At 51.4% G+C, this 20,263-nt stretch carries 12 protein-coding genes and 1 pseudogene; 4 read left to right on the top strand and 9 right to left on the bottom strand.

Features of this window, described 5'->3' with window-relative positions; translation table 11 throughout:
* Positions 1-70: 70 nt before the first annotated feature.
* From trhP to M979_RS10100, 7 genes are all read right to left on the bottom strand, one after another.
* The gene (trhP, locus tag M979_RS10130; protein ID WP_034458514.1) at positions 71-1,405 is read right to left on the bottom strand and encodes a prephenate-dependent tRNA uridine(34) hydroxylase TrhP; all 1,335 of its coding nucleotides are present in this window, start codon (positions 1,403-1,405) and stop codon (positions 71-73) included.
* 121 nt (positions 1,406-1,526) lie between these two features.
* Positions 1,527-2,249 carry an envelope stress response regulator BaeR gene (gene baeR, locus M979_RS10125; protein WP_034458512.1) on the bottom strand — a complete coding sequence of 241 codons (723 nt, stop codon included), beginning with the start codon at positions 2,247-2,249 and terminating at the stop codon, positions 1,527-1,529.
* On the bottom strand, positions 2,246-3,640 hold the full coding sequence (gene baeS, locus M979_RS10120) for an envelope stress sensor histidine kinase BaeS (protein ID WP_064554854.1): 1,395 nt from the start codon (positions 3,638-3,640) through the stop codon (positions 2,246-2,248). Before baeS ends, baeR begins: the two co-directional genes overlap by 4 nt.
* Positions 3,637-5,052, bottom strand: coding sequence for an MFS transporter (gene mdtD / locus M979_RS10115; protein WP_064554853.1), 1,416 nt, complete (start codon positions 5,050-5,052; stop codon positions 3,637-3,639). The genes baeS and mdtD overlap by 4 nt, the downstream gene beginning before the upstream one ends.
* 94 nt (positions 5,053-5,146) lie before the next feature.
* Complete coding sequence (gene mdtC, locus M979_RS10110; protein WP_064554852.1) at positions 5,147-8,227, bottom strand: multidrug efflux RND transporter permease subunit MdtC; 3,081 nt, start codon at positions 8,225-8,227, stop codon at positions 5,147-5,149.
* Entirely contained in the window at positions 8,224-11,349 is a 3,126-nt protein-coding gene (locus M979_RS10105; protein WP_064554851.1) for an MdtB/MuxB family multidrug efflux RND transporter permease subunit, read from the bottom strand. Before M979_RS10105 ends, mdtC begins: the two co-directional genes overlap by 4 nt.
* Complete coding sequence (locus M979_RS10100) at positions 11,349-12,599, bottom strand: MdtA/MuxA family multidrug efflux RND transporter periplasmic adaptor subunit (RefSeq protein WP_064554850.1); 1,251 nt, start codon at positions 12,597-12,599, stop codon at positions 11,349-11,351. Before M979_RS10100 ends, M979_RS10105 begins: the two co-directional genes overlap by 1 nt.
* A gap of 251 nt (positions 12,600-12,850) precedes the next feature.
* Between M979_RS10100 and M979_RS10095 the strand changes: the two are divergent.
* A pseudogene (locus M979_RS10095) lies at positions 12,851-13,197 on the top strand (type II toxin-antitoxin system RelE/ParE family toxin).
* 1 nt (position 13,198) lies between these two features.
* Positions 13,199-13,516: a helix-turn-helix domain-containing protein gene (locus M979_RS10090; RefSeq protein ID WP_064554849.1), complete on the top strand. Its 318-nt coding sequence runs from the start codon at positions 13,199-13,201 to the stop codon at positions 13,514-13,516.
* 30 nt (positions 13,517-13,546) lie between these two features.
* Here the strand turns inward: M979_RS10090 and yegD are convergent, their stop codons facing one another.
* Positions 13,547-14,905, bottom strand: a complete 1,359-nt coding sequence (gene yegD, locus M979_RS10085; RefSeq protein WP_064554848.1) for a molecular chaperone — start codon at positions 14,903-14,905, stop codon at positions 13,547-13,549.
* A 133-nt stretch (positions 14,906-15,038) separates the two neighbouring features.
* On the opposite strand from yegD, the gene alkA reads away from it, so the two are divergent.
* Positions 15,039-15,884, top strand: coding sequence for a DNA-3-methyladenine glycosylase 2 (alkA, locus tag M979_RS10080; protein ID WP_064554846.1), 846 nt, complete (start codon positions 15,039-15,041; stop codon positions 15,882-15,884).
* Between the two features lie 7 nt (positions 15,885-15,891).
* Here alkA and M979_RS10075 read toward each other — a convergent pair whose 3' ends face one another.
* Positions 15,892-19,224 (bottom strand): diguanylate cyclase, encoded by a 3,333-nt coding sequence (locus M979_RS10075; RefSeq protein WP_064554845.1) that lies wholly within the window; start codon positions 19,222-19,224, stop codon positions 15,892-15,894.
* Positions 19,225-19,580: 356 nt separating this feature from the next.
* Here M979_RS10075 and udk point away from each other — a divergent pair, with 356 nt between their 5' ends.
* A complete protein-coding gene (udk, locus tag M979_RS10070; protein ID WP_034458495.1) occupies positions 19,581-20,222 on the top strand; it encodes a uridine kinase in 642 nt (213 codons plus the stop codon).
* The last annotated feature ends 41 nt before the right edge of the window (positions 20,223-20,263 follow it).

Raw genomic sequence — 20,263 nt, 5'->3', positions numbered from 1 at the left:
GGTTTCTAAGAAATGTCCTGGCGTAAAAAATAACTTAAATTAACTATTTAGCTTGTTGATCGCGTGAGGTTTAGCCTGCCAGATTGCGCATCAGCAACGCATAATCCAACGAGACATCTTCTGGCACAGGCATCCATACGGTGTGACCATCGCCAGGAGCCACTTCAATCGGCTGCGATTTGGTATTTTCCAGCACTTCAAGCGTGAAGGTGACGTTACCTTGCGGCGTCATTAACTCCAGGCTATCGCCAAGCAGGAATTTGTTCTTCACTTTTACTTCTGCCAGGCCGTTACGGCGTTCGCCGGTAAATTCACCGACAAATTGCTGGCTTTCAGAAACCGAGTGGCTGTACTCGTAGTTCTGATAAGAATCATGATTATGGCGACGCAAGAAACCTTCGGTATAGCCGCGATGCGCCAGCCCTTCAAGTGTAGACAGAAGAGTCGGGTCGAATGGCTTGCCTGCGGCTGCATCGTCAATCGCACGGCGATAAACCTGAGCAGTACGTGCACAGTAGTAATAGGATTTGGTGCGGCCTTCGATTTTTAACGAGTGCACGCCCATTTTGGTCAGGCGTTCGACGTGTTCAATGGCACGTAAGTCTTTGGAGTTCATGATGTAGGTGCCGTGTTCGTCTTCGAACGCCGTCATGTATTCGCCAGGACGTTTGCCTTCTTCCAGCAGAAACACTTTGTCGGTTGGTGCGCCGGCGCCCAAAGTTGGCTCTATGTTCTGAACCGGAATCGGCTCATGAAGATGCACGATATTGCCGACAACATCCTCTTTGCCTTCTTCAACTTTGTATTCCCAACGGCAGGCGTTGGTGCAGGTGCCCTGGTTTGGGTCACGTTTGTTGATATAACCCGACAGCAGGCAGCGGCCAGAGTAAGCCATGCACAACGCACCATGAACAAAAATTTCCAGTTCCATCTCTGGTACTTGTTCACGGATCTCTGCGATCTCTTCCAGGGAAAGCTCGCGTGAAAGAATGACGCGGGTCAGACCCATCTGTTTCCAGAACTTCACGGTTGCCCAGTTCACGGCGTTGGCCTGCACAGACAGGTGAACGTCCATTTCCGGGAATGCTTCACGCACCATCATGATAAGACCAGGGTCGGACATGATCAGCGCATCCGGCCCCATATCGATAACCGGTTTCAGGTCACGGATAAAGGTTTTCAGCTTGGCGTTATGCGGAGCAATGTTCACAACCACGTAGAATTTTTTGCCGAGCTCATGGGCTTCGTTGATGCCGAGCTGAAGGTTTTCGTGGTTGAATTCGTTATTGCGCACGCGAAGGCTGTAACGCGGTTGGCCAGCGTACACAGCATCTGCACCATAGGCGAAAGCGTAACGCATATTCTTCAGCGTTCCGGCTGGCGACAGGAGTTCTGGTTTAAACATGATTTTCTCGTTCTGATGTCAGGTCAGAACCGCCTCACCCGGTGAGACGGTTTTAAGATATGCGGCTTAGCCACAATTTTAGGGCGGGAATTGTAGCGCTTATTGACTCCAGAAACTACCCTCACGCAATACGACAGGCGTCCGCTTCCCAGCGATAACCCACGCCATACACGGCGCGAATAAACGACTGTTCTTCATCTAACGCTTCGAGTTTACGGCGCAGGTTTTTAATGTGGCTGTCTATGGTGCGGTCAGTCACTACGCGGTAATCATCGTAAAGCTGGTTTAGCAGCTGTTCGCGGGAAAAGACTTTGCCCGGTTCGTGGGAGAGGGTTTTTAGCAGTCGGAACTCCGCTGGTGTTAAGTCCAGCAGTTTGTCGCGCCAGCTTGCCTGGAAACGACCTTCGTCGATAATTAACGGGCTGATTTCATCAGCTGCAACCGGGTCGCGCTGGCGTTTGCAGCGGCGCAAAATGGTTTTGACGCGTGCAACCACTTCGCGTGGGCTATAGGGCTTGCAGATGTAATCATCAGCACCAATTTCCAGCCCCAGCAGGCGGTCGATCTCCTCGATTTTAGCGGTCACCATCACAATCGGAACTTCAGAGAAACGGCGAATTTCGCGACATAGCGTCAGGCCATCGGTTCCCGGTAGCATTAAATCGAGCAGGATTAAATCTGGCGGCGTCTGGCGCACGAAAGGCAGCACTTTGTCGCCGTGGGTAATCAACTCTGGCGCATATCCCGCAGCACGTAAGTAATCAATTAACAGTTGACCGAGCTTCGGCTCGTCTTCAACAATTAAAATACGCGGTGTGTTTTCGTCAATCGGCAATTCGGTCATACAGGTCTCAACGATTCTGGCTCCAGCGGTAACTCTACTGTAATGCTTACCCCGCCGAAAGGCGAATGCGTGGCATAAAGCTTGCCGTTATGGGCGGCAACGATGTTGTGGCAGATGGACAGGCCAAGGCCTGAGCCACCGCTGGCCCGGTTACGTGAACCTTCAGCACGGTAAAAACGCTCAAACAACATGGTTAACTGCTCGTCGCTTACGCCCGGCGCACTGTCGGCAAAGTGCATAACGAAACGTTGATTCACCACCTCACCTGAGATAACCAGCTGGCCGCCCGCATCTGTGTAGCGCAGGCTGTTTTCCAGCAAGTTATTGAATAATTGCATTAAACGGTCGCTGTCGCCGAAAATGGTGGCGCTATCTGGCAGCGCCAGGCTAATGCTTAAACCACGCGAATTAAAGCGTTCGCGGAAGGCACCCGCGACAATTTCCAACAGGTTAATAATATCCAAAGATTGCTTCTGGTAGGCCAGTGCGCCTTCGTCGGACATCGACAGCTGGTGCAGGTCATCAACCAGTTTGGTCAGCGTGGCCACTTCCATCTGTAGTGATGCGACGGATTCCGGGGTGAATTTACGCACGCCATCCTGAATTGCCTCCAGCTCACCGCGTAAAATCGCCAGCGGGGTGCGCAATTCATGGGAAATATCCGCCATATAAGCGCGGCGCATATTGTGGTTTTTCTCAAGCGTGCTGGCGAGTTGGTTAAAGTCCTGCGCCAGTTTGCCAAGTTCATCCTGGCTGGTGGAGTCCACGCGGGTGGTGAAATCACCAGCGGCCAGTTTGTGAGTACCGTCGACCAGCCGTTTAACCGGTGCCAGCAAGCCACGCGCTAACAGGAAGGTCGCGGCGGCGGCGAGCAATGTTGCCAGACCGACAATAATCCAGCTGGTGCGCCTTTGTTGGCGGTCAAAATTAATATCGGTGTTGCGCGTCAGGCGTTCGACCGGCGAGGCGACAACCCAGCCTGCATCACGCCCATTAACGTTAATCGCCCGGCGCATACCGTCTGTCGGAACCGGGCCGCGTGGGCCGACCAGTACTTTGTAATCCTGGTCGACAACCCAGAATTGGGTGCGCCAACCGTGCGGCGGCAGGTTGTTATTTTCTACATCGCCATGCTCGAATGAACGCAGCAGCTTGAACATGAAGCGATCGTTATTGCGCAGAAACTGCCAGTTTCCGTGCTGCTCGTACTGTTCGCCCAGCGCGTCGCTTAGCATCTCCAGGCGCTGTTCATTACCGCGTTTAATGTAATCAATAAACCCATGTTCGAAACTGAGTCTTACACCCCAATGCATGATTGCCAGCACCAGTAAGCAAGTCGAGAAAATCGCGAGGAACAGTTTGCCAGTAATACCAGGCCGCCAGAGCTTCATGAGCTCCTCCTTTTGCGTCGCGCAATCACGACATTTTTGGTGGTGTCTTTTGGGACGCGAGCAAAAATCAGCGCGGGCAGGGCAATAACCACCGCCATACTGAAATAGGTGTACATAAAGACGCTGTGGACTACGGCACTATCCGCCGTGAGTTGGTGATGCCCGTACATACCCAGCAACAACCCAGCGATGGTGACGCCGATACTCATCGAAAGCTGCATCACCATGGAGAGCATGCTGTTGCCGCCGCTTGCGAGATCGTCTGGCAAGTCTTTTAGCGTGAGCGTGTTCATTGACGAGAAGCGGGTGGAGTTCACCATGCCGAGCAGGAATAACACCACTGGCAAAAAGTAGTACCAACCCAGTAGCGCTGTTGCCATAAACAGCAGGATGACCAGCGATAAACCGAGCGTGGTGGCGACCAAAACGTTGCGATAACCAAAGCGGTTAACCACCTGCACCACGATGCGTTTCATCCCCATGCTGCCCAACACCATTGGGATCATCATCAGGCCCGCATGGAATGGTGAAAATCCGAGGCCGATTTGTAGAAATACCGGCGTCATAAATGGGATCATGCCGCTGCCGATGCGGCCGCAAAAACTGCCCAATAGTCCGAGAGAGAAGGTTTTTGTCTTAAATAAATTGAGATTGAACAGGGCGTTTTCATTGGCTTTGGCATGCCATAAGTAGAGCGTCATGGCCGCCGCACCGCCGCCTACCAATAGCCATACGATGGAAGGGGTGACGCCTAAACCTTTTGCGCCATCGAGCGCAATGGTCAGCGCCGCCATGCCAAACGCCAGAAGTACAAATCCCATCATGTCGAATTTGCGCGTTTGCATGGTGTAATTCGGCATTAGCGAAAGAGTGGCTATGGCTCCGATAATGCCCACCGGCAGGTTAATCAAAAAAATCCAGTGCCAGGAGGCATACTCCACCAGCACACCGCCGAGCGCCGGGCCAAGCAATGGGCCGATTTGTCCCGGCAAAGTGACGAAGGTCATCGCCGCCATATATTGTTCGCGCGGGACGATTTTCATCACCGTTAAGCGGCCAACGGGCACCATCATCGCGCCGCCAATACCTTGTACTACCCGCGCCATCACCAGTTCGTCGAGCGTTGAAGCTCGGGCACATAAAAGTGAGCCGATAGTAAAAAGCACGATGGCGGTGAAGAAGATATTACGCACGCCGACGCGGTCCGCCAGCCAGCCGCTTGCGGGCAGCATCACCGCCACCGTTAGCACATACGACACGATAACCGAGTGCATATGCAGTGGGCTTTCCCCCAGGCTCGCTGCCATAGAGGGTAGGGCGGTGTTGACGATAGTGGTGTCGAGCGATTGCATAAAGAAGCCGAAGGCGACAATCCACAGTTGCCAGCGGACTTGCGCTGGAAGTTCAGTCATATATTCAATCCTTCAAAGAGGGTGGATAACGCTGGCGCTCTTATCCACCCTACAACGACGAGAGCAAGGTGTTGTAGGGCGGTTAAGCGTAGCGTCACCCGCCTGCAATTACTGAAGTGGACTTACGCGCAAACCGCATCCGCAAACGGTCAAAGAACAGATACACCACCGGTGTGGTGTACAACGTCAGCAACTGGCTGACAACCAGGCCGCCTACGATGGTGATCCCGAGCGGCTGGCGCAGTTCCGCACCGTCTCCGCTGGTGAGTACCAATGGTAATGCACCGAACAGTGCGGCAAGTGTGGTCATCATTATCGGGCGGAAACGCAACAGGCAGGCCTGGAAAATCGCCTCTTCGGGTTGCAGGTTGCCGTTGCGCTGCGCGTCTATGGCGAAGTCCACCATCATGATGGCGTTTTTCTTCACAATGCCAATCAATAGCATGATGCCAATGAGCGCAATTAAGCTAAACGGCGCGCCAAATAACTCCAGTGCCAGCAACGCGCCAACCCCCGCAGAAGGCAGAGTGGAAAGGATTGTCAGCGGGTGAACATAGCTCTCATACAAAATCCCTAACACGATATAAACCGTAGCGATGGCGGCAATAATCAGCAAAATCTGGGATTTCATAGTGTCCTGGAATACCTGTGCGGTTCCGGCGTACATCCCGCGCACGGTTGAAGGCACGCCGAGCGCGGTCATGGTGCGGTCAATAGCCTCACTCGCTTCCGATAACGACACGCCAGTCGGCAAGTTAAAGGAAACGGTTGAGGCCGCTGATAAACCCTGATGATTCACCGCAAGCGGGGCGTTCGCCGGTTGCCATTTGGCAAAATAAGACAGCGGAATCGCTTTGCCTTCTTTATTAATTACAAACATCTGATCCAAAGCGCTGATGTCTTGTGTGTAGCGCGGGTCGACTTGCATCACCACTTTGTACTGGTTTAGCGGCTGATAAATTGTCGAAATCTGTCGCTGTCCAAAGGCGTTATTTAACAGGTTATTGGCATCCTGAACGCTTATTCCCAGCCGTGACATGGTTTTACGGTCATAAATCAGATCCATTTCCGCGCCGTTATTCTGACTGTCGGAGTTGACATCCGCGAGCTGTGGCAATTTGGATAGTGCCTGGCGGATTTTCGGCTCCCAGGTGCGCAGGTCGGCCAAGTTATCTGACAGCAGTGTGTACTGGTAACTGGCATTGGCCTGGCGTCCGCCGACACGAATATCCTGCACGGCCATTAAGAACAGGCTCGCACCGGGTTCTTTTGCCAGTGATTTACGGAGGCGGTCGATAACCTGTTGCGCCGTCTCTTTACGTTCTGAAAGCGGCTTCAATGAGATAAACATCATGCCGCTGTTTACCCGTGAACCACCGGTAAAACCGGTCACATTATCCACAGCCGGATCATTGCGGACGATTTTCATAAAGTCCTGTAACTTCCCACGCATCGCCTGGAATGAAATGCTTTGGTCGGCCTGAATGTTGCCCATCAAGCGCCCCGTATCTTGCTCCGGGAAGAACGTCTTCGGAATTGCGATATATAACCAGACATTCAGTGCGATGGTTGCCAACAGCACAACACCCACCAATTTCGTATGGTTTAGCACCCATTTCAGCGAACGCCCATAGCCTTGTTGCATTGCGACAAGTACGCGACCAAATCCACGATTGCGGGTCGGGGTATGCTGCGGTTTATTCTTTAACAGCCAGCCACACATCATCGGCGTAAGCGTAATCGACACCACCAGTGAGATACCGATGGCGACCGAAAGCGTGACGGCAAATTCTTTAAACAGCCGCCCCGGTAACCCGCCCATTAACAGCAACGGCAGGAAAACGGCGACTAACGACAGACTCATCGACAGCACGGTAAAACCGACTTCGCGTACGCCCTGGAGTGCGGCCTGCAATGGTTTCACGCCCGCTTCGAGATGGCGGGAAATATTCTCCAGCACAACTATTGCGTCATCCACCACAAAACCGGTGGCGATGGTTAGCGCCATCAGCGACAGGTTATTGAGGCTAAAGCCGCATAGATACATAGCGATGAAGGTGCCGATGAGCGACACCGGAACTGCGACCGCGGGTATTAGTGTTGCGCGCCCGGAACGCAGGAACAGGAACACCACCAGAATCACAAGTGCGACCGAGATAACCAATGATTGCTCGACTTCAGCAAGAGAGGCACGAATAGTTGGCGAGCGATCCTGGGCAATTTGCAAATCGATTGACGCCGGAATAGTTTCCCGCAACTCAGGGAGTTTTGCCCGGATCCTGTCAACCGTCTCGATGATGTTCGCTTCCTGGGATTTACGAATCATCAGCAAAATCGCGGGCTTTGCGTTGGTCATCCCGGCGTTACGCACGTCCTGTACTGAATCGGTGACGTTAGCGACATCACTCAGTTGTACCGCACCACCATTGTTGTAGTGAATGATTAACGGCTTATATTCCGCAGCGGTTTTCAGTTCATCGTTAGTCTGCAATTGCCAGCGTTTAGCGCTATCTTCCACAGCACCTTGCGGGCGGCGCACGTTGGCATTGTTGATAGCGGTGCGGACGGCATCGAGCGAAACGCCCTGGTTGAATAGTGCTTGTGGGTTAAGATCTACGCGCACAGCAGGCAATGAGCTGCCGCCGACATCCACATCACCCACACCATCAATCTGGGCGACGGTTTGTGCCAGTTGTGTGGAGGCGAAATCGTAGAGTTGGCCTTGCGAAAACGTATCGGAAGTCAGCGTCAGGATCATGATTGGTGCGTCTGACGGATTAGCTTTGCGATAGGTCGGGCGGCTTGGCATTCCGCTTGGTAGCAGGCTTTGCGCGGCGTTTATCGCGGCTTGCACATCACGCGCAGCACCGTTGATATCGCGATCAAAGGTAAATTCCAGAATGATGCGCGTGCTGCCAAGTGAACTCGATGAGGTCATTTCATTCACGCCAGCAATGCGCCCGAGCGCCCGTTCAAGTGGCGTTGCGACCGATGATGCCATGGTTTCAGGTGAGGCACCCGGCAGTGACGCGCTGACCATAATGACCGGGAAATCCACCTGTGGCAGTGGGGCCACAGGCAGCAAGCGAAAGCCTAACACGCCACACAATGTGATGGCGGCGGTCAGCAGAATGGTGGCGACAGGCCGGTAGATGAACAGTGCGAAGAATTTCACAGCACTTCCTCATCACGATGGCCAAAGCGGCGGCGCACCGCATGCGACAAGTTATCAAACAGCAGATAGATAACCGGTGTGGTGAACAGCGTTAATACCTGGCTCACCAGCAGACCACCGACCATACCAATCCCTAGCGGGCGGCGCAGTTCTGCACCCACACCAGTTGAGAGCATCAACGGCAGCGCACCGAGCAGGGCGGCAAGGGTCGTCATCAGAATCGGACGGAAACGCAATAAACAGGCCTGGTAAATCGCATCGTACGGTTTCATGCCTTGCTCACGCTCCGCCGCAAGGGCGAAGTCGATCATCATGATGGCGTTTTTCTTCACGATGCCGATAAGCAAAATGATACCAATGATGGCAATCACATCCAGTTCTGCTCCCGCCAGCATCAGCGCGAGCAATGCGCCTACGCCCGCAGTCGGCAGTGTCGAGAGGATAGTTATTGGATGAATAAAGCTTTCATATAACACGCCAAGCACGATATACATCGCCACCACTGAGGCCACGATTAGCCAGATGGTGCTGCCTAACGCTGCCTGGAAGGCGAGGGTGCTGCCCTGGAACTGAGTGGTGATATCAGCAGGCATGGCGAGATCTTTTTCCGCCGCGGTAATCGCTTTAACCGCATCTTCCAGCGAATGGTCGTGGGTGACGTTAAACGAGAAGGTACTCGACGGGAACTGGTCGAGGTGGTTTATCGTCAATGGGGCAAAACGCTGCTCGATTTTGGCAATGCTACTTAACGGCACGCTACTGCCATCGGTGCTGGCAAGGCGAATATTATCCAGCCCACTCAGGCCTGGTGTGGTACTGGTGTCGTGTTCAAGCACCACGCGATACTGATTGGCCTGAGTATAAATAGTGGAAATCAGGCGCTGACCAAATGCGTTATAGAGCGCGTTATCGACATCTGACATGGAAATACCAAGACGGCTGGCACTGGCCCGGTCAACATTGACATAGGCGACAAGCCCCTGATCCTGCCAGTCGCTGCTGACATCAGCCAGTTGTGGCAGTGCTCGCAGTTTTTCGGTTAATTGCGGCACCCAGGTGCTGAGCTCATCGAGTGAGGTTGCCTGCAAGGTGAATTGATACTGCGTACGGCTAACCGTGGTATCGATGGTCAAGTCTTGCACCGGTTGCAGGTAAAGCTCGACCCCCGGCACTTTTGCCACGTTAGTTTGCAGGCGCTCAATCACCACCGGAATGCGGTCGTCACGGTCGCTCAATGGTTTGAGGTTAATTTGCAAACGCGCGCTGTTCAGCGATGGGTTGGTACCATCCACGCCAATAAATGAAGTCAGGCTTTCGACCGCAGGATCTTTCATTATCACGTCTGCAACCTGCTGCTGGCGCTGTGCCATGCTGGCGAAGGAGACAGATTGCGGTGCCTGTAAGGTGCCCTGAATAATGCCGTTATCCTGAATCGGGAAGAAGCCTTTCGGGATGAAAATCCACAGCACAACGGTGAGCGCCAGGGTGCCAAAAGCCACACCCAACGTTAACCACGGGTGGTTTAATACACGGGTTAACATGCGCCCGTATCCGGCAATGACGCGATCGAAAAAGCGCTCACTGGCACGAGAAAAACGGTTCTGTTTGCGCAGTGATTCATGGCTTAACATCCGTGCACACATCATTGGTGTAAGCGTCAGCGACACCACCGCAGATATCAGAATCGCAATAGCCAGCGTGACGGCAAATTCCCGGAACAAACGGCCCACAATATCGCCCATAAACAGCAGTGGGATCAGTACTGCGATAAGCGAAAATGTCAGGGAAATAATGGTGAACCCAATTTCACCGGCACCCTTCAGCGATGCGGCGAGCGGTTTTTCACCTTTTTCGATATAACGCGAGATGTTTTCGATAACCACAATCGCATCATCAACCACAAAACCAGTAGCGATGGTTAACGCCATTAGTGTCAGGTTGTTGATTGAGAAATCGAGAAACACCATCACCGCAAAAGTCCCGATCAACGACAGTGGCACTGCAACTGCCGGGATAATCGTCGCCGGAACATTACGCAGAAACAGGTAGATAATCATGACGACCAGCGCGATGGCGAGCATCAGCTCATGCTGAGTGTCGGTAACGGAGGCGCGAATATTGGTAGTGCGGTCGCTGAGCAGTTTGACTTCAACTGATTTCGGCAGGCTTTTGGTTAGCGCGGGCAACATCGCACGAATGCTGTCGGCGGTGTCGATAATATTCGCCCCCGGCTGGCGCTGCACGTTCATTACTATCGCCGGTTGCTTGTTCGCCCACGCGCCAAGCCAGGTGTTTTCTGCCCCTTGCTCAACGGTTGCCACATCACCAAGACGAATTGGCGCACCGTTCTGATAAGCAATTATCAGGTTGCGATACTCTTCTGCCGACTGCATTTGGTCGTTTGCAGACAATGTGACGGCTCGTTCCGGGCCATCAAGGCTGCCTTTTGCTGAGTTAACGTTGGCGCTGGTGATTGCTGTACGCACGGTTTCGCTGGTTAAACCCAGTGCGGCAATCGCCGGGGCGTTAAGTTTCACGCGCACGGCAGGGCGCTGGCCGCCGGAAAGCGTCACCAGGCCGACACCTGAAACCTGGGAAATTTTCTGTGCGACTCGTGTTTCCACCATGTCTTCGACTTGCGTCATCGGCATGGCCGTTGAGGTGACAGCGAGAGTCATAATTGGCGGATCTGCCGGGTTTACTTTGCTGTAGACCGGTGGGTTCGGCAGGTCGGTTGGCAGCAGGTTAGTAGCGGCGTTAATCGCGGCTTGTACTTCCTGCTCGGCAACATCAAGCGGTAGCGTGAGTTGGAATTGCAACGTTACAACCGATGCGCCACCCGCACTTTGTGAAGACATCTGTTTGAGGCCCGACATCTGGCCAAACTGACGCTCAAGAGGCGCGGTAATTGCTGATGTCACGACATCCGGGCTGGCTCCAGGATAGAGCGTTACCACCTGAATTGTTGGGTAATCCACTTCCGGTAATGCAGAGACAGGCAAGAAGCGATAGCCAATAATCCCGGCCAGCAAAATGGCCACCATCAAAAGTGTGGTGGCAACTGGCCGCAGGATAAACAGGCGCGACGGGCCACCTGTGGAGCTTGGTGGTAGCACCTGCATCAGGAGGTCGCTCCGTTACGTTTGTGTTTTGGCGCGGCTTCGCTGTTGCTCTGCGGAGAGTTTGCTTTCGCTGATTGTGCCTCGACCACTTCTACTTTCGCCCCTTCTGTCAGGCGATCAATTCCGTCCGTTACCACTCGCTCTCCTGCAGAAAGGCCCGCAGTGATAACGACTTTCTGGCTATCCTGAATGCCGGTTGTCACCAGATGTTTACTGACTTTATCTTCGCTATTAAGCACCCAGACAAAGCTGCCTTCATTGCCCATTTGTACCGCAGCAGTGGGAACAACTACGGCATTTTGCTGAGTATCCACCAGCATACGTGCATTCACGAACTGGTTTGGAAACAGTGCATCGTCTTCATTATTAAAGCGGGCTTTGAGTTTGATGGTGCCAGTGGTGACATCAATCTGGTTATCCAGACTTAACAGTGAACCGCTGCTGAGTTTTTGCTTATTAGTACGATCCCAGGCTTCAACACTCAGCGTGGCTCCTGCCTTTTGCGCTTTAACCACGGTGGCAATGTCACCTTCAGGCAGGGTAAAGATCAGGTCGATAGGATGCGTTTGGGTCAACACGACAATTCCGGCGGTATCGCTGCTGGAAATCTGATTGCCGACATCAACCTGTTTTAACCCTACACGGCCATCAATCGGGGCCGTGATCCGGCTCCAGTCGAGCTGCAACTGAGCGCTGGCAACGGCGGCTTCGTCAGTTTTAATCGTGCCGACAGATTCATTGACTAACGCTTGTTGCGCATCTAATTCCTGACGTGACACGAGATTGGTTTTGACCAGTTGTTGATAACGGGCCAGGTCACGACGCGCATTGGCAAGCGTTGCCTGATCTTTTGCCAACTGCCCCTGCGCCTGGGCAAGGGTGATTTTGAACTGGCTTGGATCGATTTCTGCCAGTAAATCACCTGCTTTTACCTGCTGCCCTTCCTGGAAGTGAATCGCCAGTAATTGCCCATCCACACGGCTGCGCACCGTAACGGTGTTCGCGGCAGTAATGGTGCCAAGACCGGTGAGGTAACGCGGTACAGCTTCACTGGTCGCCGTTGCGGCCTGAACCGGCGCTAATGCACCGCCGCGCATCCCCTGGCGATTGCCTGGATGGCGCTGCTGAGTTGATTGCGAACCTGCGGTGTCGTTACCCGTGTTCGAATGGCGCCAGTAAAAAACGGCGGCGATAACGACAATGACTGCTGCTGCAATCCATATCCAACGTGCGGTGAATGTGCCTTTCATAGATATACGTCTTCTCTTCCTTAAACGATTATCCCCGTCATACTCAGGGGTTAGGCCTAATGATACTAGTGTAGTGAGTGAAGGCGGCGGAAAAATGGAGGAAATATGAAGTACTGTATGGAACTATCCTGGATGCTGGTTTTTTGCGTAGAGCCTCGCAGGAATCTGGTTGAATAATATCCTGTTCATATCTTCAGCAATAAACTGTGGTTTATATTTTAACTATAAACTATAGTTTATGAGGTGGTGGTATGACATGGAAGATTTTGACCACAAAACGGTTCGAAAAATGGTTTGATGAACAACACAATGATCTTCAGGAAAAGATGCTTGCAGTTATGGGGCATTTACGTTTCTGGGGGCTTGGTTTGCCTCGTCCCTATGCTGACACTGTAAAAGGTCCGCGTTTTGCCAACATGAAAGAACTCAGAGTACAGCACGAGGGGAAACCGATCCGGGCATTCTATATTTTGACTATCGACGTAATGCCATCCTGTTGTGTGCAGGAGATAAGTCGAGAAGTAAACGTTTCTACGAATCGATGATCAGTGTTGCTGACAAAGAGTTTCTGGCCTGGCTGGAGTCACAGGAGAATTAATATGAAAAATAATCCGAAAGGTTACACCACATTAGATGAGCTTATTGCTCGTCGTTCCCCCGAAAACCAGCAACGCATTGCTGAAGCTACTCAAGAACTGATTCTCGAAAGTTGCTTGCATATGGTTCGTGAGCAAATGGGTTGGTCGCAACAGCAACTTGCCGCGGCGATGGGTATCAGCCAACCGGCGGTGACAGCAATTGAAAAACGTGGCAATGAAGTCAAGCTAGGGACGTTAAAGCGTTATATCGAAGCGTTGGGCGGCAAACTTTCGTTGCAGATTGAATTTCCCGATGGAGTGAAGCAGCTGCAAATTTAAAACGCCGTGAGTTTCCCCACGGCGGTTTGATTAATCGCGGAACACCACATCAGCCCAACGAGCAAGCCCCGCAGTGACGGAACCGAAATCATCACCTCCGGCCAGTGGGATGCCCGGCAATTGCTGAGCTAATGCATGTTTCAGCAACGGTGAGCGAGCACTACCACCAGTGAGATAAATCACATCCGGTTTCACGGCACTGTTTTCCAGCGCAAGTGTGACTTGCTCGAGAATACGTTGCAGCGGCTGACTGATTGCGCTTTCCAGATCCGGTTGAGTAATTTCGCAGCCCAGTTCTTTACTGATAAACGGCAGCATGGTGGCGACTTGCTTACTATCAGACAGCGCGATTTTACTCTCTTCCGCAGCACGTACCAGGCGATAGCTAAGACGCTGGCGCCAGACCTTTTGCAGGAAGGCCACTTTTTCAGGTTCCCGCGAATCACGCACCAGTTCGTTAAGCATGCGGCCATTGGCGCTGCTGTAAAAATCATTTTGCGCCGGGACGTCGTTTATCGCGACCGCGTTCCACCACGGCAATACCGGCAAGGCGATACCTTTTTCGGTTTGCCCGCCCATACCGAGTAATGGGGAAAGCTGTTTAAACGCCAGCATAATATCCAGATCGTTACCGCCAACGCGGCAACCACTGTGACCTAGTAGGCTCTGTTCGCGATCACGACGAGCACGCCATTGCGGCCCCATCAGCAATACTGAGCAGTCAGTCGTACCACCGCCGATATCGACGACTAAAACCTGTTTTTCTTCGTTTAATGTGGCTTCAAAATCAAGTCCTGCCGCAACGGGCTCAAACTGAAACACCACATCTTTAAAGCCTGCCCGATGAGCTGCGCGGTCAAGGATCCCTTGAGCCTGCTGGTTTGCTTCATCACCACCTAAACCCTGGAAGTTAATCGGGCGGCCGATCACGGCCTGGGTAATTGGCTCGGCAACCTGGCTTTGTGCCTGATTACGGATATGTAGCATCATGGCGCAGACTAAATCTTCGAACAGAGCGACTTGCTGAGGTTTCAGGCCCGTAGCACCGAGGAAGGATTTTGGTGATTTAACGAAGTAAACTTCTTCCGGATCTTCCATGTACTGGCGCAGGGAACTTAAGCCAAATTGCACACTGTTGGGCAAGACATCGATATCTTCTTCACGATTAAAGGATACCGCGCGGCGCAGCAGTGCCTGGGTTTCAGCACCCGTTGCAGGAACCTCGTGATGGCGATAAAGCCACTCACTCACTGATTCACGCGTCGGAGCGCACAACATTGACGGAAGCAGTTTTGAGCCGTTTTCCATCTCCAGCGCCTGTGGAACGCCGTCACGCATCACTGCTACGGAGCAGTTTGCAGTACCATAATCGAAGCCTATAAATTGCATATAATCCCCATGCCGGTGAAGAAGGGGGGCGACTTTAGCGGAATGTGAAGCATCGGGCAACTGAATATCAAAGCAAGACATTATTAGCGGCGTGCACCTATGCTATTGCGATAGTTAATGACAGGAAGAGACAATGTATCAACTGGAGTACAACTCACCTTACGACTGGAAGTGGATGTTTGGTTTCCTGGCAGGAAGAGCGGTCGCGAGCATTGAAGTTGTAAGCGAAGCACGTTATTGCCGTAGTTTTGCTCTGGGGCAGCATCAGGGGTTATTAACACTCGAACCTGACGAAGCGGCCTGCAAACTCAACGTGACGTTGAGTGCGGGTTTGCAGCCTGTCGCTAACGAGGTTTTGCAGCGAATAAAGCAACTGCTGGATCTTGATTGCCAACCACAGATGATTCTTGAAAGTCTTGGAGATTTGTCGGCGGCGCGACCTGGATTACGTTTGCCAGGCTGCATGGATACCTTTGAGCAGTCTGTTCGCGCGATTTTAGGGCAACTGGTGAGCGTGGCAATGGCGGCAAAACTGACCAGTAAACTGGCACAGACTTTTGGTGAACCGCTGGTGGATTTTCCTGAGTGGCGAGTTTTCCCCACCCCAGAACGACTGGCATCTTTGAGTCCTGAACAGCTAAAGCCACTTGGTATGCCCATAAAACGTGGCGCTGCGATCATTCATCTGGCGCAATTAATGGTAAAAGGCGAGTTTCCGCTCCATACCCCTGCAGATATTGATCAAGGTGTGAAAACGCTCATCACATATCCAGGGATTGGTCGCTGGACAGCAAACTACATTGCTTTGCGTGGCTGGCAGGCAAATGATGTTTTCTTACCAGACGATTATCTGATTAAGCAACGATTCCCCGGTATGACGCCAACTCAAATTCGCCGTTACGCCGAACGCTGGAAACCCTGGCGCTCCTATGCGTTATTGCATATTTGGTACAGTGATGGCTGGGTGCCTGGTAATTAATAGCGAATCAGTTAATCGCGAAATAACTGGTGTTCAGCAGTATTTCCAGTGGCATTGGTTGGGTCACTGTTTCACCGAAAATAAGGTCGATGCCAATTCCTGACAGCGTATCCATCACCATTGGCATATCTGCTGGCCCTGCTATCGTTTGCAATGACTGACGCTGTGCGTGGCCATGAATAATGGTTACCATCATTTCATCCATCAGGTTGTTGTGAACATGACTAATCAGGTCTTCATCCACAATGATGTAGCTGAAGCATTGGCGTGAAACGTGTTTAAAGATATCCAGGTCTCGGCCGACGTGGCTTAGGATCAACTGGCATCCACTATCGCGCAGCCTTTTCAGGTTACTGTCTATCTTCTCATCATCACTTTGCAACACTTCGCAATTGACCATCAGGTGTAACAGTCGAGCAGGTAGTGGGCTGCGGGATAAGCCTCTTAATAGCTCGTCGACAACGTTATCATTCGCAAGGCTCGAGGAAGAAACAGGAAGCGCAATACCAAAGCCTTTGCTGGCTACTTGTTGAGAAAACTTGCTGAAGAATTCGTTAAAAACCCTCAGATCGAGAGCGCATTGCAGCTCTTTGTCGGTAACGGCTGCGCGGAACGGGGATTCATCAATCACGACATCATCACTTCCCCAGAAGCGTAATGACACAACATAGAAACTGGTTGATTCGGGAACGCGTGGTGGGGCAACACCCCTGGCTACCATCAGGATTGGGTTCTCGTTAATGATGTGCTTTTGTTCATCCATGGTCATATGTTGGTCTTCTTTGCGAATCTCATGCTGAGAAGGCTCAAAGACGGTCACACGGCCCCGGCCACCATTTTTCGAGGCATAACAGGCGATATCGGCCTGAGAAAGCACTTCAGAGGCTAATCTGTTATCGGCATCAATTTGGGTTATCCCCGCACTGGCACCAATGCGGTGCAAACGCCCATTCCACGTAAATTGATAGTCGTTAATACTTTGGATAATGCGTTCAGAAATATGGCGCGCATTGTCAGAAGAGCAATCCGGGAGCAGCAAACCAAACTCATCGCCGCCCAGACGCGCCAGGAAATCACCAGTACGTAACATACTTAGCATCAAAGAAGAGAGCTCGCGCAGCAGCGCATCGCCCGCCGCATGTCCTGCGGTATCGTTCACTGCCTTGAAGCGATCAAGGTCGATAAACACGAGTGCATGGCGCTGGCGGTTTTCTCCGGCACTTTGCAATAACCGTTTGAGATGGTTTTCGAAACTTACGCGGTTTGCCAGGTGGGTCAGGCCATCATGTGAGGCGCTGTAACTCAGCTGTTTAAGCATTTTACGCGATTCGGTGACATCCTGAATAACCAGTACCGAACCGATGCTTTGCCCGTCCAGCGTAGTTAGCGGGGTGATGCTGTAATGGATATCGTAGCTGCCGCCATTGCGGCAATGCAGAACGACATCGTGCTCAATGGTCGTTCGCGCATAATCGCCGCTATGAATATTCTCCATCACCGGCCCGGTATCGCCAAAAGTGATGTGCAGAATGGTCAGAATATGCTGACCGATTGCCTGCAGCTGTGGCCAGCCGCTGAGCTTCTCGGCAATAGGATTCATAAAGGTGATATTCATATCTACATCGGTACAAATTACCGCTTCACCTATCGAGTCCAGCGTGATGTGCAGACGCTCTTTTTCCTGATACAGCGCTTCGTTCAGTTGTTTAACTTCCGTCATATCTATGTTGATGCCAAGCAGGCGCTCAACATCGCCGTTTTTATTCAACACCCGGTTTGCGAGTGAGCGAATATGGCGGATGCCTTCTTTGACATGAATACGATATTCCATCTTGAAAGGCACTCGAGCCTGCAAAGCATCGCGAACTGTTTTCTCAGCCAGTGGCGCATCATCGGCGACGATACATTCAAGCCACAGAGCATAAGTGGGTTTCACATGCGCCGGGACTTCATAGAGATCAAACATACGTTTGTCCCAACTGATGATGTCGCTGACAAGATCCCATTCCCAGATGCCAATGCCACCTGCTTCATTGGCAAGAGTAATGCGCTCCATCAAGCGTTTGTTCACCCACTCGGTATGCTTGAGATCATTAATATCTTCAATTTGCGCGATTAGATAGAGCGGTGAGCCGTCAATATCCCGCACGATAGAGACCGCCAGCAATGCCCATACGACATCGCCTTTGCTGGTGTAGTAGCGTTTTTCCATCGAGTAACTGTTGATACTTCCGCTCACCAGCATATTGAGTTGCTGTAAATCAGCGTGTAAATCTTCCGGATGCGTTATCTGCTGGAATGTCAGTGAACGCAGTTGTTCGGCGCTATACCCGAGGAATTTGCAAAGCGATTTATTGACCTGCAACCATTGCCCATCGGTTGATACCAACGCCATACCAATGGCTGAATACTCCATCGCGTTACGGAAACGCGCTTCGCTTTCGGTGATGTGTTTACGCTCCTCGCGAAACGAATACATCACCATTGTCATCACATTTGCTGGCAACAAAATCATCAGGAACGGCAGCCAGGGGGCATTATTCATGATGGCCGTGTGCGGTTGCATGTCGATCGTGCTATTGGTTGCCATCATTAAAGAGACAACCATTAATGTGGCCAGGAAAATAACAAAAGCTTCCAGACGCGGCAGGCGAATAGCACTCCACATCAGAAAGACAATAATAAAGGTAAATGGCCACGGCATATAACTCAGAGCAAGATAGCTAAGTGTCAGGGTGATAACAAAAGTGAATATTGTTTCTAATAATAGTTTCGGATTTTTATGGCGTAATAAATAGCTTGGTTTAAACAACAATGCTGTTGGAACTAACGCTAACGTACCGATAGTTTCGGATAAGACCCAAACGAAGAAAGTTTTAGCAATGTTTCCGCCATCAGGACCAGCAAGCCAAACGGCTAGCACACCGCCAATAAGAGGGGGAACTATTGCACTACAGATTACCAGACGAACCCAATTATTGAGGTTTTGCAATGGGTTAATTTGTGGCAGGAAACGCCGCATTAACGATGCACCAAGCAATGCCTCGATAATATTTATAAGGGTATAGCCGAGATTAATCTCATGTATGGGCTGCAAAATAGCAGAAGCGCACAAACTTCCGAGAGCACATACCACAATGATCATTGGCCATTGACGGAGTGGATTACGGAATAAAGCCACCATCATGATGGATGTTGGGAACCAAAGCGGTGCTAAGACAGTACCGACCAAAGATAATTCCAGGGAGTACAAGGTGAATATAAAGCTTAAAAACCCCAACCCCGCAGGTAAAATGAAGGAAGGCATTGCGATTAACTCTTTTGTGCTTTGTTTGATCATTACCGCAAATCCGTTAAGGCGTGCCGCCAGGTGCCATGCCCGGATGCAAATAAAAAGATAAGTTTCGGTTTTATGCTAGTACAAACAATTTACAATTCCTATGCAGGTCGGTCATAATTTAACATCAAGAAGTCATAAAAAGTGTTATTTGACATACTTATTTTTACCAACCAGTAATAACCATTCTTTTTAGATGGCTATCCGTTGACTCCCATCTACCTGTTACCAGTCAGTTAAAATCAACCATGCGTGTGCATTACTCTGGTATCAGCGGGCGGTTCTCCCTATAATTGCCGCGTTTGACGTCTTTTGCGTCGCCCTTCCTCAACATTTAAGTCAACAAGGCTCGTTACAACATGACTGACAAGTCCCATCAATGCGTCATCATCGGGATAGCCGGTGCGTCGGCTTCAGGAAAAAGTCTTATTGCCAGCACACTGTATCGCGAACTGCGCGATCAAGTTGGTGATGAACACATTGGTGTCATTCCAGAAGACAGTTACTACAAAGACCAAAGCCATCTTTCGATGGAAGAACGAGTTAAGACCAACTACGACCATCCAAACGCGATGGATCACAACTTGCTGTTTCAACACTTACAAATGCTCAAGTCAGGCAATCCTATTGAGCTGCCTGTCTACAGCTATGTTGAACATACCCGTACCGGTAACACGGTTCACTTAATGCCGAAGAAAGTCATCATTCTGGAAGGGATTTTGTTGCTGACGGATGCTCGTTTGCGCGAAGAGATGAACTTCTCCATTTTTGTTGATACGCCGCTGGATATTTGTCTGATGCGCCGTATGAAACGCGATGTTAACGAACGTGGCCGTTCAATGGACTCTGTGATGGCCCAGTATCAGAAAACCGTTCGTCCAATGTTTTTACAATTCATCGAACCTTCCAAGCAGTATGCCGATATTATCGTGCCGCGCGGGGGTAAAAACCGTATCGCCATTGATATCCTCAAGGCAAAAATCAGCCAGTTCTTTGAATAATCTTCAGGCATAACAGCCTTTCGCGGACGAGTTCTACTTAT

The organism is Buttiauxella noackiae ATCC 51607, assembly GCF_001654865.1.
In the GTDB taxonomy this organism is placed as follows: Bacteria; Pseudomonadota; Gammaproteobacteria; order Enterobacterales; family Enterobacteriaceae; genus Buttiauxella; species Buttiauxella noackiae.
The sequence above is the reverse complement of the archived record's forward strand: the minus strand, read 5'-3'. Positions and strand labels throughout refer to the sequence as shown.

What these genes read in the sequence shown, in the direction of transcription:
- M979_RS10100 (WP_064554850.1), bottom strand. Translation starts at nt 12,599, where the DNA reads ATGAAAGGCACATTCACCGCACGTTGGATATGGATTGCAGCAGCAGTC.
- mdtD (WP_064554853.1), bottom strand. Translation starts at nt 5,052, where the DNA reads ATGACTGAACTTCCAGCGCAAGTCCGCTGGCAACTGTGGATTGTCGCC.
- alkA (WP_064554846.1), top strand. Translation starts at nt 15,039, where the DNA reads ATGTATCAACTGGAGTACAACTCACCTTACGACTGGAAGTGGATGTTT.
- udk (WP_034458495.1), top strand. Translation starts at nt 19,581, where the DNA reads ATGACTGACAAGTCCCATCAATGCGTCATCATCGGGATAGCCGGTGCG.
- M979_RS10090 (WP_064554849.1), top strand. Translation starts at nt 13,199, where the DNA reads ATGAAAAATAATCCGAAAGGTTACACCACATTAGATGAGCTTATTGCT.
- yegD (WP_064554848.1), bottom strand. Translation starts at nt 14,905, where the DNA reads ATGCAATTTATAGGCTTCGATTATGGTACTGCAAACTGCTCCGTAGCA.
- baeS (WP_064554854.1), bottom strand. Translation starts at nt 3,640, where the DNA reads ATGAAGCTCTGGCGGCCTGGTATTACTGGCAAACTGTTCCTCGCGATT.
- trhP (WP_034458514.1), bottom strand. Translation starts at nt 1,405, where the DNA reads ATGTTTAAACCAGAACTCCTGTCGCCAGCCGGAACGCTGAAGAATATG.
- baeR (WP_034458512.1), bottom strand. Translation starts at nt 2,249, where the DNA reads ATGACCGAATTGCCGATTGACGAAAACACACCGCGTATTTTAATTGTT.
- M979_RS10105 (WP_064554851.1), bottom strand. Translation starts at nt 11,349, where the DNA reads ATGCAGGTGCTACCACCAAGCTCCACAGGTGGCCCGTCGCGCCTGTTT.
- M979_RS10075 (WP_064554845.1), bottom strand. Translation starts at nt 19,224, where the DNA reads ATGATCAAACAAAGCACAAAAGAGTTAATCGCAATGCCTTCCTTCATT.